This is a genomic window from Paraburkholderia sprentiae WSM5005 (assembly GCF_001865575.2).
GTDB lineage: Bacteria > Pseudomonadota > Gammaproteobacteria > Burkholderiales > Burkholderiaceae > Paraburkholderia > Paraburkholderia sprentiae.
Window position 1 is genome coordinate 229,695 of the sequence record NZ_CP017563.2, and the last position, 12,318, is coordinate 242,012.

Annotated in this window: 12 protein-coding genes; 7 read left to right on the forward strand and 5 right to left on the reverse strand. The window is 66.6% G+C overall.

Annotated elements, in window-relative coordinates; genetic code table 11:
* Positions 1 to 5 precede the first annotated feature (5 nt).
* From BJG93_RS29695 to BJG93_RS29710, 4 genes are all read left to right on the forward strand, one after another.
* The gene (locus BJG93_RS29695) at positions 6 to 335 is read left to right on the forward strand and encodes a hypothetical protein (protein ID WP_027194817.1); all 330 of its coding nucleotides are present in this window, start codon (positions 6 to 8) and stop codon (positions 333 to 335) included.
* Positions 332 to 1,282, forward strand: a complete 951-nt coding sequence (locus BJG93_RS29700; RefSeq protein WP_027194818.1) for a cytochrome c oxidase assembly protein — start codon at positions 332 to 334, stop codon at positions 1,280 to 1,282. Before BJG93_RS29695 ends, BJG93_RS29700 begins: the two co-directional genes overlap by 4 nt.
* Complete coding sequence (locus BJG93_RS29705; RefSeq protein ID WP_027194819.1) at positions 1,279 to 2,640, forward strand: c-type cytochrome; 1,362 nt, start codon at positions 1,279 to 1,281, stop codon at positions 2,638 to 2,640. The genes BJG93_RS29700 and BJG93_RS29705 overlap by 4 nt, the downstream gene beginning before the upstream one ends.
* Before the next feature lie 89 nt (positions 2,641 to 2,729).
* A complete protein-coding gene (locus BJG93_RS29710; RefSeq protein WP_027194820.1) occupies positions 2,730 to 3,008 on the forward strand; it encodes a DUF2934 domain-containing protein in 279 nt (92 codons plus the stop codon).
* A 14-nt stretch (positions 3,009 to 3,022) separates the two neighbouring features.
* Here the strand turns inward: BJG93_RS29710 and nadE are convergent, their stop codons facing one another.
* Both nadE and BJG93_RS29720 read right to left on the reverse strand, forming a co-directional pair.
* A complete protein-coding gene (gene nadE / locus BJG93_RS29715) occupies positions 3,023 to 3,883 on the reverse strand; it encodes an ammonia-dependent NAD(+) synthetase (protein ID WP_027194821.1) in 861 nt (286 codons plus the stop codon).
* Between the two features lie 11 nt (positions 3,884 to 3,894).
* The gene (locus BJG93_RS29720) at positions 3,895 to 4,422 is read right to left on the reverse strand and encodes a CinA family protein (protein WP_027194822.1); all 528 of its coding nucleotides are present in this window, start codon (positions 4,420 to 4,422) and stop codon (positions 3,895 to 3,897) included.
* Positions 4,423 to 4,691: 269 nt separating this feature from the next.
* Here BJG93_RS29720 and BJG93_RS29725 point away from each other — a divergent pair, with 269 nt between their 5' ends.
* The 3 genes from BJG93_RS29725 to BJG93_RS29735 all read left to right on the forward strand — a co-directional run bounded on the left by BJG93_RS29725 (position 4,692) and on the right by BJG93_RS29735 (position 9,416).
* Positions 4,692 to 5,861 (forward strand): zinc-dependent alcohol dehydrogenase, encoded by a 1,170-nt coding sequence (locus BJG93_RS29725; protein ID WP_027194823.1) that lies wholly within the window; start codon positions 4,692 to 4,694, stop codon positions 5,859 to 5,861.
* A 96-nt stretch (positions 5,862 to 5,957) separates the two neighbouring features.
* Entirely contained in the window at positions 5,958 to 7,964 is a 2,007-nt protein-coding gene (locus BJG93_RS29730; protein ID WP_071336707.1) for a protein-L-isoaspartate(D-aspartate) O-methyltransferase, read from the forward strand.
* A gap of 147 nt (positions 7,965 to 8,111) precedes the next feature.
* Positions 8,112 to 9,416 (forward strand): cation:proton antiporter domain-containing protein, encoded by a 1,305-nt coding sequence (locus BJG93_RS29735; protein WP_027194825.1) that lies wholly within the window; start codon positions 8,112 to 8,114, stop codon positions 9,414 to 9,416.
* 99 nt (positions 9,417 to 9,515) lie between these two features.
* Here the strand turns inward: BJG93_RS29735 and BJG93_RS29740 are convergent, their stop codons facing one another.
* From BJG93_RS29740 to BJG93_RS29750, 3 genes are all read right to left on the reverse strand, one after another.
* The gene (locus BJG93_RS29740; RefSeq protein WP_027194826.1) at positions 9,516 to 10,250 is read right to left on the reverse strand and encodes an ABC transporter substrate-binding protein; all 735 of its coding nucleotides are present in this window, start codon (positions 10,248 to 10,250) and stop codon (positions 9,516 to 9,518) included.
* A 144-nt stretch (positions 10,251 to 10,394) separates the two neighbouring features.
* The gene (locus tag BJG93_RS29745; protein WP_154671706.1) at positions 10,395 to 10,544 is read right to left on the reverse strand and encodes a hypothetical protein; all 150 of its coding nucleotides are present in this window, start codon (positions 10,542 to 10,544) and stop codon (positions 10,395 to 10,397) included.
* Between the two features lie 31 nt (positions 10,545 to 10,575).
* Complete coding sequence (locus tag BJG93_RS29750; protein WP_027194827.1) at positions 10,576 to 12,318, reverse strand: ShlB/FhaC/HecB family hemolysin secretion/activation protein; 1,743 nt, start codon at positions 12,316 to 12,318, stop codon at positions 10,576 to 10,578.

Sequence of the window (12,318 nt, forward strand, 5' to 3'; positions counted from 1 at the left end):
TGCCGATGGATATCTGGCTAGGATTGCTCGCGGCGCCGACGGCGGTGCTGGCGACCCAGAGCGTCGACTATGCGCTGATCCGGCTCGCCTGCGCGAGCGGCGCCGCATGGCCGATGCACGCGGTCAGCGCGGCGGCTTTCGCGTTTTGCGCGTTTGCCGCGTGGCTCGCATACGGGCGCTGGCGTGCCGAGCGCTCGCTCGGCGAGCCCGCCTATACGCCGCGCGATGCGCGCGCCGGCTTTTTCGCGCTAATGGCGATGATCGTCGGTGCGCTGTCCGCGCTCGTGCAACTCGCGATGTGGTTCCCGCAATGGCTGCTGCCCCCTTGCCGATGACACGGCACATCCGCTGGGCCGCGTGCGTGCCCTTGCTGCCCAGCACGACGGCCGCCGCGCACGTGCTGTCCGACGCCGATCGCGCGACGCTGTCGTTCGGCTGGAGCCTCGAGCCGTGGGTCGTTGCGTTGCTGGCGCTCAGCATCGGTGCCTATCTGATCGGCTATGCACGGCTGCGGCGCCGCTCGCGCGCGCAGCGGCGCGGCGTCGGCGCGCGCACGCAGCATCTGCTGGCCTTTGCCGGCGGCTGGAGTGCGCTGCTGGTCGCGTTGATATCGCCGCTCGATACGCTGTCCGGCGCGCTGTTTTCCGCGCATATGGTGCAGCATGAATCGATGATGCTGATCGCGGCGCCGCTGTGCGTGGCCGGGCGTCCGCTCGCCGTATGGATGTGGGCGTTGCCGCGGGGTGCGCGTCTGGCGCTCGGGCGGCTGGTGCGCGCTCGCTGGTTTGCGGGCACATGGCGCTGCCTGAGCGCGCCGCTCGTCGCATGGGCGCTGCACGCCGTCGCTTTATGGGCGTGGCATGCGCCGACGTTGTTCGAGGCCGCGCTCGCGCATCCGGCCGTGCATGCGTTGCAGCACGCCAGTTTTTTGCTGAGTGCGCTGATCTTCTGGTGGACCGTGACAGGCGACGGCGCGCGCCGTGGCAACGGCGGTCACGCGATGCTGTCGCTGTTCACGACGATGGTTCACACGAGCGCGCTCGGCGCGCTGATTACGCTCGCGCCGGACCTGTGGTATCCGTCGTATGTCGAGCCGTGCGCGGCGTTGGGCATCGATCCGCTGCACGATCAGCAACTGGGCGGGCTCATCATGTGGGTACCGGGCGCGATGGCTTATCTGGTCGGCGGGCTGCTCGTCGCGGCGCGCTGGCTCAGCCGCGCGGACCGTCAGCCGGCTTTCACGCACGACGCGGCGCGGGCTCGCGAGGAGGGCGCGCCATGATGCGAACGCGCGCCGCGGCGCGAGCGGTGGCAGGGGGCGCGTTGCTGGCGGCCTGGGTCGGGCTGTTGGCGAGCGGATCGGCCGGTGAACCAGCTGCGGCGGATACGTCGGCGGCCCGCGGTGTCGCGCAGGCTTCGCCGGACGCGGCGGGCCTCGAACCGTCCCAACTCGCGCGCGGCGAGTACCTGGCGAAAGCCGCCGACTGCGCCGGCTGCCACACCGCGCCGCAGGGCGGCGCGCCGTATGCGGGCGGAGTCGGCATGGTTTCGCCGTTCGGCACGATCGTGACCAGCAATATCACGCCGGACCCGCAGTACGGCATCGGCCGCTACACGTACGAAGACTTCGAGCGCGCGCTGCGCAAGGGCGTCGCGCGCGGCGGCAAGCGGCTGTATCCGGCGATGCCGTACGTGTCGTTCTCGAAGCTCAGCGACGAGGACGTGCGCGCCCTTTACCTGTTCATGCTGCACGGCGTCGCGCCGGTCGCGACACCGACGCCGCGCTCGGACGTCGCGTTTCCGTTCAATCAACGCTGGGCGCTGCGCTTCTGGCAGATGGCATTCGTCCCGTCGAAGCCCTACGTGCCGCATCCGCAAAGCGACGCCATGTGGAATCGCGGAGCGTATCTGGTGCAAGGCGCGGGACATTGCGGCGCGTGTCATACGCCGCGCGGCATGTTCTATCAGGAAAGCGGCCTCGACGAATCGTCGAGCGACTACCTGGTGGGCGGCGTCAACGATCACTGGTTCGCGCCGAATCTGACCGGCGACATGGGCTCGGGACTGGGCCGGCTCACCGCCGCGGACATCGCCGCGTTCCTGAAGACCGGCCACGGCGCGGGCGTCATCGCATACGGCAGCATGGTCGAACACGTCGAGGACAGCTCGCAGTATCTGAGCGACGAGGATCTGCAGGCGATCGCGCATTACCTCAAGTCGCTGCCCGCGCAGCAGCCGTCGGGCACCTTTACGCGCGGCGCCGATCCCGCGCGCTGGAGCGCGAACGGCAGCCGCGTGCCCGACTCGCTGAGCGTCGGCTTCAACGTCTACCAGTCGTTCTGCGCGAGCTGCCATCACGCGGATGGACGCGGCGTGCCGAACGCGTTCCCCGCGCTCGCCGGCAATCCTTCGGTGATCGCGAAAGACACGACGTCGCTGATTCGCCTGCTCGTCGAAGGCGGCAACAGTCCCGCGACGCAAAGCGGCCCGCCACGCCAATCGATGCCGTCGTTCGCGACGACGCTCGCCGACGTCGAGATCGCGCAGGTATTGACGTATATCCGCAGTGCCTGGGGCAACAACGCGCAGCCCGTCACCGCCAATGACGTCGCGACGCTGCGTACCGAGCTGCACAAATAGCGGCACGCGGCCGGCGGAACAACGCTTGCTCGCCTGTCGCTCGCCGTCATTGGGGCACGGCGCGTCGCTCACGTTCACGGAGAAACCGCATGGACAAGGAACTCGAAGCCCGCATCCGCACGCGGGCATACCAGATCTGGGAAAACGATCCGTCGCCGGAAGGCCGGGCCGACGATCATTGGGAAGAAGCGCGCCGGCAGATCGAGGCGGAAGGCGCGGCCGACGGCGCTGGCGCGCCGCAGGAGCCGACCGATCAGTCCGCGGATCGCGACCGCGGCTCGCGCATCGCGCCCGAAGAGCAACTGCAGGACATGCCCGGCGAGGACATCGAAGCGCCGAAGCGCGCCAAACGTCAGCGCCCCGCCTAACGCGCGGGGCGCTTTCATACCGACGCCGACGATGGCGTCGGTACCACCGGCAGCGCGCGCTTGTGGCGCGTCGCCATGTAAAAGCGGCGAATCGTGGTCAATACTTCGTCGCTGACCGGCTTGCCTTCGAGGAAGTCGTCGATGTCCTGATAGCTGATGCCGTAACTGTCCTCGTCCGGCTTTTGCGGCGTCAGTGATTCGAGGTCAGCGGTCGGCACCTTGTTGACGAGCCGCTCCGGTGCGCCGAGCGCGTGCGCGAGCGCGCGCACGCGGCGCTTGGTCAAACCCGCCAGCGGCAGAATGTCCGCGCCGCCGTCGCCGAACTTCGTGAAAAAGCCCATCAGCGATTCGGCCGCGTGGTCGGTGCCGATCACCACGCCGACGCGCGCGCCCGCAATCGCGTATTGCGCGACCATGCGTTGTCGTGCCTTCACGTTGCCGAGCACGAAGTCTTCCTGGAAGTCGTCGACGTACTGCACGTTGCCGCGTTTCAGGGAAGACAGCATCGCGTCGGCCGGCTCCTTGATGTTGACGGTCAGCGTCTCGTCCGGGCGGATGAACGCGAGCGCGGCCGCGGCGTCCTCTTCGTCGCGCTGGCTGCCGTACGGCAGACGCACCGCGACGAACCGCGCTTCGTAGCCGCCTGCGCGCAGACGCTCGACGGCAAGCTGCGCCAGGCGCCCCGCGGTCGACGAATCGACGCCGCCGCTGATACCCAGCACATAGGTGCGCAAGCCTTGCGACGCCAGGTAGTCGCCGAGGAACGCGACGCGCCGCTCGCGCTCGCGGGCCGGGTCGAAATCGCGTGCGACGCCCAGCTCGGCAATCACGTCCTGCTGCCAGGCGTGGGTGTCGAAGGAAGAGGTGAGATTCATCGTGCGGTCTCTCATGAGTGATCCCGCTCGACGCGCGGGAGTTGGTTGAAGTAATGCTCCACGCGCGATAGCGCATACAGCGCGGCGGCCGAACGCACGTCGTTGCGGTCGCCGGAAAAGCGTCGCGTTTCCGCGAACGTGACGAACTCGCCGCCGCGCTGCCGGAACGACCACGCGAAGCATTGTGTGCCTGGCGGCGGATCGTCGTCGGAGCCGCCCTGCGCGCCGCCATCGGCGAGGCCCGTGTTCGATACCGCGATGTCCGCGCAGCAGCCTTGTTGGCGCAGCGCGCCTTCGGCCATTTCGCGCGCGACCGCCTCGCTGGTCAGCCCGCATTGCTCCATCGTGCTTTGCCGCACGCCGAGAAAGCCGGCTTTGCCCGACGGCGAGTAGCTGACGAAGCCGACGTCGAGACACGCGCCGCTGCCCGGCACGCTCGCGAGATACGACGCGATCTGGCCGCCGGTGCAGGATTCGGCGGTCGCGAGCTTCAGACCTCGCGCGCGGAGGAAAGACACGACCTGCATGGGAATGTTCATGATTTTCGCCCTTGTTGTGCGACGGATTCGGACAGGCGTTTTGTTCGTGCAAACGCTCTCGCGTCGAACGGAGCAAATATCGGTCCGCGCTCGCGATCCGGATGCACGCGAGAACGGCACATGTGTTGCTCGGATGATTGCGGCTGCGCGGCTCGCCGCCGCTCGCAATGGCGTCGGCGATATCGACGCGCCGCGGCACGCGCATCCGCGAATCCGCGAATCCCATCCAGTTGGCCCGCGCGACGGGCCCATCGACCATGAGGCACGACATGAGAGCCCTTTGCTGGCACGGCAAAAAAGACGTCCGCGTCGACAACGTCCCGGACCCGGTTATCGAGCATCCGCGCGATGCGATCGTCAAGGTGTCGAGTTGCGCGATCTGCGGCTCGGATCTGCATCTGTTCGATGGCTTCATGCCGTCGATGAAGTCGGGCGACATCCTTGGTCACGAGTTTATGGGCGAGGTCGTCGAAGTCGGCCCGGGCAACGCGCGGCTGAAGGTGGGCGAGCGCGTGGTCGTGCCGTTTACGATCGCCTGCGGCGAATGCGATCAATGCCGGCGCGGTTTCTTTTCGGTCTGTGAACGTTCGAACCGCAACAAGGAGATGGCCGACAAGGTCTTCGGCCACGCGACGGCGGGCCTGTTTGGCTACTCGCATCTAACGGGCGGCTATCCGGGCGGCCAGGCCGAGTATGTGCGCGTGCCGTTCGCGGACGTCACGCCGGTCAAGATTCCCGACGGCCTGACCGACGAGCAGGTGCTGTTTCTCGGCGATATTCTGCCGACCGGCTGGCAGGCCGCGGTGCAGTGCGAGATAGAGCCGACCGACACGGTCGCGATCTGGGGCGCGGGCCCGGTCGGACAGTTGGCGATCCGCAGTGCGATTCTGCTGGGCGCGAAGCAGGTGATCGCGATCGACCGCGTTCCCGAGCGCCTTGACATGGCACGCTCGGCCGGCGCGATCCCGATCAACTTCGACGACGAGAGCGTGCTCGATCGGCTCAAGGAACTGACGCACGGCAGGGGCCCCGAAAAATGCATCGACGCGGTCGGTATGGAATCGCATGCGACGCGCTCGTTCGACGCGTTGTACGACCGCGCGAAGCAGGCGATGATGCTGGAAACGGATCGCCCGCATGTGCTGCGCGAAATGATCTACGTATGCCGGCCGGCTGGGGTGCTGTCGATTCCGGGCGTGTACGGCGGCCTGATCGACAAGATCCCGTTCGGCGCCGCGATGAACAAGGGCCTGACGTTTCGCATGGGGCAGACGCACGTGAATCGCTGGACCGACGATCTGTTGCAGCGGATCCTGAACGGGCAGATCGATCCGTCGTTCGTGATCACGCACACGGTGCCGCTCGAACAGGGACCGGACATGTACACCGTGTTCCGTAACAAGGAGGACGGCTGCGTGAAGGTCGTGATGAAGCCGTAGCGCGCGCTTCACGTTTTGCGCATCGCCACGGGTTGCTGCCGGCGGTATGCTCATTGCTGAACCGTGGAAGGGTAGCGGACTCGCGAGGAGGCGGCGATGAGCGATTTCGACGATGCGCGCGCATGGATGGTCGAGCGACAGATCGTGCAACGCGGGGTGCGCGACGACTACGTGATCGAAGCGATGCGGCGCGTGCCGCGCGAGGCATTCGTACCGTCCGATTTGCGCGAATTCGCGTATGACGATACGCCGCTGCCGATCGGCGGCGAGCAGTCGATCTCGCAGCCATACATCGTCGCGGCGATGCTCGCGGCCGCCGAATTGCAGCCCGGCGATCGCGTACTCGACATCGGCACGGGCTCCGGCTACGCGGCCGCGCTCGCCGCGGAGATCGCGGGCCGGGTGGATTCGATCGAACGCGACGCGAGCCTGGCCGAGGGCGCGCGCGAGCGCTTGCGGCAGCTCGGCTACGAGAACGTCGAGGTGCATATCGGCGACGGCACCGCCGGGCTTGCCGCGCATGCGCCCTACAACGCGATCATCGCGGCGGCGGGCGGCCCGCGCGTGCCGCGGGCGCTGCGCGCGCAGCTCGCGGTCGGCGGACGGCTCGTGATGCCGGTCGGCAGCAGTCCGAGCCGCCAGCGGCTGGTGAAGATCGTGCGGCGCGGCGAACACGACTACGACGAACACGCGTTCGCCGACGTGCGCTTCGTGCCGCTCGTCGGCGACGATGGCTGGCCGGAGCAGGGGAGCGCGCCGCACGTGGATTTGCGGCCCACGCCCGCGCCGCTCCCGCCGCCGGCCGCGCTCGAAATCGCGCTTCGCGACGCGGCCGAGCCGTTGCCCGACATCGATTCCCCGGAATTCGCGACGTTTGTCGACCGCTTCGCGCAGCGTCGCGTCGTCCTGCTCGGCGAAGCCAGTCACGGCACCTCGGAGTTCTATCGCGCGCGCGCGGCGATCACGCGACGCCTCGTCGAGCGGCACGGTTTTTCGATGATCGCGGTCGAGGCCGACTGGCCCGACGCCGCGATCATCGACCGGCACGTGCGCGACCGACCGATGCCTGGCGAGCGGTCCCAGCCGTTTCGCCGCTTTCCGACCTGGATGTGGCGCAACACCGACTTCATGGCTTTCGTCGCGTGGCTGCGCTCGCACAATGCCGCGCACCGCGACCACGAAACGCGCTTCTACGGGCTCGACATCTACAGTCTGTCCGAATCGATCGACGCGGTGCTGCGCTATCTGGACAGTGTCGATCCCGCCGCGGCGCGCACCGCTCGCGAGCGCTATGGCTGCCTCAGTCCGTGGCAGAAAGACCCGGCCGTGTATGGACGCGCCGCGTTGAGCGGCGGCTACGCGCAGTGTGAAGAGCACGTGGTCGCGCAGCTCGCCGATCTGCTGAAAAGCCGGCTCGACTACGCGCGTCAAGACGGCGAACGCTTCCTCGACGCGGCGCAGAACGCGCGGCTCGTCGCGGTCGCCGAGCACTACTATCGCGCGATGTATTACGGCGGGCCGCAAAGCTGGAATCTGCGCGACACGCACATGTTCGACACGCTGCGTCATACGCTCGACAGCAGCGGGCCGCAGGCTCGCCTGGTCGTGTGGGCGCACAACTCGCACATCGGTGACGCGAGCGCCACGCAGATGGGCCGCGTGCAGGACGAGATCAACCTGGGTCAGCTGTGTCGCGGGCAGTTCGGCGACGCGGCGGCGCTGATCGGTTTCGGCACGCACAGCGGTACCGTCGCCGCGGCCAGCGACTGGGGCGGACCGATGGAGGTCAAGACCGTGCGGCCGTCGCTTGAAGGCAGCGTCGAATTCAGCACGCACGGCACGGGCCTCGCGCGCTTGCTGATCGACCTGCGGCCCGGCGTGCACGACGGCTTGCGCGAACGGCTGCGCGCGCCGCTGCTGGAGCGCTTCATCGGCGTCATCTATCGTCCGGAGACGGAGCGTGATAGCCACTACGCGGAAGCGTCGCTGGCCGAGCAGTTCGACGCGTACGTGTGGTTCGATCGCACGAGCGCGCTCACCGCGCTGCCCGATGCCGCCGGCGAAAAGCACGGCGCGGCGGAGATGTTCCCGTTCGGCGTGTGAGGGCGCTCGGCACGCACTGCTTGCGGCGAGGAACGCGGCTTGCAACGCAACCGGCAGTGCACATCCAGCTTGTCCGAACCGAGGGGGGCCGCTCATGAAGAAGGCAGTGCAGCGCTGTACCGTCGCCGCGCTGCTCGTGATTGCGCGATGAAGGACGAACCGGTCTGGTTCCTGGTGATCGGCGCGCTGCTCACGTTCATGGCGGTTGCGCGCGGGCCGATTCGTCGCTTGCCGCTGACCGGCGCGATGATCTATCTGCTGGTCGGCGTGGTGATCGGGCCGGCCGTGTCCGGGCTCGTCGGTGTCGATCTGCTCGGCAATGCCGCGCTGCTCGCGACGTTGGCCGAAGTCGGCCTCGTCGTGTCGCTGTTTTCGATCGGCATGCATCTGCGCGTGCGGCTGCGCAATCCGCTGTGGCTGTTGCCGTTGCGGCTCGGCGGCCCGGCGATGCTCGTCACAGTCGCGTTGATGTTCGGCTTTACCGCGTGGTTGACCGGACGCGCCGACGGCGCGGCGTTGTTTCTCGCGGCCGCGCTCGCGCCGACCGACCCGGTGCTCGCCAATGAGCTGCGCGTGACGCAAGCCGGCGACGACGAGCCCGTGCGCTTCGCGTTGTCGGGAGAGGGCGGGCTCAACGACGGCGCCGCCTATCCGTTTGCGGTGCTGGGCCTGACGCTCGCCGGCGCGAGGTTGTTCGGCTCGGGCAGCGCGGTTCATTTCGTCGGCTCGGTGGTGTGGGGGATCGTGAGTGCGCTGGTGATCGGCTGCCTATTCGCGATCGCGTTCGCACGCGCCATCTTCTTTCTGCGCACCCGCTACGGTGAGGCGATCGGTCTCGACGGGTTTCTCGCGCTAGGCCTGATGTCGACGTCATACGGCGCGGCGCTGTGGCTGCACGCCTATGCGTTCGTCGCGGTGTTCGTGGCGGGCGTCGCCGTGCGTCACGAGGAATTGCGCGCGACCGGCGACAAGAATCCGTCGGAAGTGCTCGACGAGGTGCAGCACGGCGAACGGGCCGACGTCGCCAAGGATCCGGAAAAGGCGCAGGTGGTCCTCGCCGAATCGATGATGGGTTTCACGCGTGAAATGGAGCGGCTCGCGGAGTTGTCGCTGATGCTGATCATCGGTTGCGTCGTGTCCGCGCATTGGCGCGAGATGTTCGAGTTGCGCGCCGCGTTGCCCGCGGTGTTTCTGTTTTTCGTCGCGCGGCCGCTGTCCGTCGTCGTCGCGATGATGGGTGCGCGCATCGACAACAGCCAACGGTATTTGATGGCATGGATGGGGATTCGCGGTGTCGGCGCGTTCTACTACCTGATGTTCGGCCTCGAATACGCGCGCGGCCCGATGACGCCGCTGCTGCCCGCCGTGCTCGACGCGATCGTCTTGTCGGTGCTGCTGCACGGCTCGACCGCGAACTGTCTGTTGCGGTGGTATTTCGACCGGCGTCGCTGAATCGTTGCGCGGCAACGTGGACGTGCAGACCACGCTCGTTTGAGCGTCGGTCAGCGCAGAGGGGGCCGGGCCGACGCATCGCGCGGCCCCGCGAATCTGCTACGCCGCAGGCGCAACCGACGCTCCCGCGATGTTGTGCCGCGCGAGCGATTGCGCCACCCACCCCGAGGCCTTCATCTCTTCGACAAACGATCGCAGCGCGTGAGCCGCCGCTTCGCCGCGGCTCTTCGGCACACCCATGGCTTGCCGGATCACCATGAAGCGCTCGTCGAGCAGCCGCAGGCCGGCGGTTTGCTTCGCATCGGCTTCGAGTTGCTGCTTCACGCCTGCCGCCACTTCCAGATGCTGCGCGATAAAGGTCGGCACGACACTCGGCGAGCTCGGCGCGCGCACGATCTGCGCGGATTTCAGTTCGCGCGACAGAAACAGATCGTACGCACTGCCTTTGCCGACGACGACCCGATTGTGCGCCTGATCCACATCCTGATTCGAGCGCACCGGCGAGTCGTCGCGCACCAGGTAGAAGCCTTCGATCAATACATACGGCGCCGTGAACGCGATCGTCTCGCCGCGCGACGGATCGATCGCGAAGAAGCCGAAATCCGCGCGCTCCTCGCTGACGGCCTGCACCGATTTGCCGGCCGTATCGAAGACCACCAGCTCCAGTTCGACGCCTAGTTTCGCGGCGAACGCGCGCGCGAGATCGATCGATACGCCGAACGGCTCGCGGGATTCAGCGTGACGATTGGCGAGAATCGGATTGCCAAGATTGATCGACGCGCGCAGTTTGCCGGTGGGCGCGAATGCGGCGACGACGGAGGGATCGATGGTCATAAGGGCTCTCGTGGCGATGGCGTTGGGGTGAAGGGCGGTCTCGGGGTTCGAGGATGTCGGTGATGCGGGATAGCGCGTTGAGAGTATGCAACGGATGCTCGCGCGTTGCTGCCAAGTCATTGCTTGTGTCGTCCGCTCATGGGCCTACTTCGTCAGGCGAACGACGTACAGCCCGGTCCCGTTCACGTAACCGGCAACACTGTAATTCGGGCTCACCGCCATCAGCGCCCCTGGAATTGTCGGCGAATAGGTCACGCCGGCCGCCGTAACAGAAAATTTCCGGCTCGTCAGCATTGTTGTCTCCTTATGGTCAGTGACTCACTCATCAGAATTGCCCTGTCACCTGAAAGCCCAGGGTGACGCTCGGCGCAGGAAAGCCGGTCGGTGCATAGACCGGCGTCCCGGCGAACACGTCATAGCTGAACGTGCCCAGGCGCGAGGGTACGGAAGCCTTGAACCCCAGGACCGCACCCGCGAGCTGCGTACCCGCGAGACACGCCGTGGACGGTCCCCACAGGTGACCGTAGTCGAGGCCTGCATAAAGAACCTGCCCCGTCTGGCCGAGCGGATACTGGAGTTCGTTGCGCCAGTAGAAGCCTCTTTCTGCCGCGAGCATCGTTTGTCCGCTAAAGCCACGCACCGTGTAACGGCTGCCAATACTCAGGTCATCGATATAGTTCAGTTCGTCGTTGGTGAACTGCCCGTGCAGAGTGCCGACATAACGAAGCGCCTGATCGGCGATGGCGAACGGCACGGAGAGGTTCGCGTCGAGCGTCGCCATCCTGAATCGGTAGGTCGGGCCACCCGGTGTGTCGGGCTGCGCACCGAGCCCGCCGACACCCTGACGGTAGGCCAGTGTCCCGTCGAACTGCGCCGCGCCGAAGTAGTGCCGGTTGGTCAGCCCCGCCTCGATAAATGTATTGTCGCGGTACTGCTGCGGAATCTCGGCGTCCTCGATGAAACTCACACCAAAGCGCTTGATAAGCTGGAACTTGACTCCGGACACATCGTTCTGACTGCGGTGGACCACCCGCTCCAGTTTCAGGCCCGCCGTCTGCGCGTTGCCGCTCGCAACGTAGGTTTCATTGGTGGCCGCGATCTGCTGGTAATACGTGTTCGTATAGCCGTACAGCGTGCCAGTCCAGTAACCCCACGGCATCGCATACGAGGCGTTCCAGCCGTGCGTGCCGAGGTCGTGATTGCCAAACTGCAAATCCTGGTTGAACCCCGCCGAGAGAATGTCATTCAGGCCCAGCAGGTTATACAGGCCGAGCGTTAAGTTACCGATATACCGGCCCGTCTCGTCGGTACCCGAGTTGTCTGCCGAGAACACGAGCGACCAGGGCTTCGTGCGTTTCACGGTCACGGCCACATCGCTTTCGCCGGGCACGATGCCGGGGACAATCTCCAACGTCGCATCCTGGTTCGGTATGCGCTTCATCTGTTCCAGACCCTGCTCGAGGTCACGCAGCTGGAGTACGTCGCCGTCGCGTGCAGGGAACGCGGTTTTCAGCGTGCCTCGCGTGCTGGCGTCAGCAAACTTCAGGTTTCTGATGACGCCCGGTATGAGGGTGAACTTCAGCGTACCTTTCGAGAGGTCCTGGGTCGGCAAAAGGACGCGGGTCGTGATGTAGCCGTGGCTCAGGATGACGCCTTGCAGCCCCTTCGCCAGCATGTCTACCCCCTGCTTGCCGACGCATTGCCCCTCGTAATGCCGCAGCCATTCATGCAGGAATGCGAATGGGTCCATCGGCAATGCCGACGCGCCTTTCACGCGAACCGCCTCGGGCAGCGTTTGAGGCACCTCGACCGCGAACGTGTCGATGCGAAAGCACGGCGTCTCGACTGGCAGCACCGGCCATTCTCCCGCTACTGGTGCGGTCGAGCGCACAACCAGCGCGGCGACCGTCGCCGCCCGCTGCTGGGCGTCGCGCTGCTGCTGAACCTGCTGGTTCTGCTCGGCGTTCGTGCGCGCCGCCGCTGCTATCTCGGGCGGGGTTTGGGCGTGGACGGCGAGAGAAACAAGAACCGCGAGCGGGCCTAACGAACGCCTCTTCTTATTTTTCAT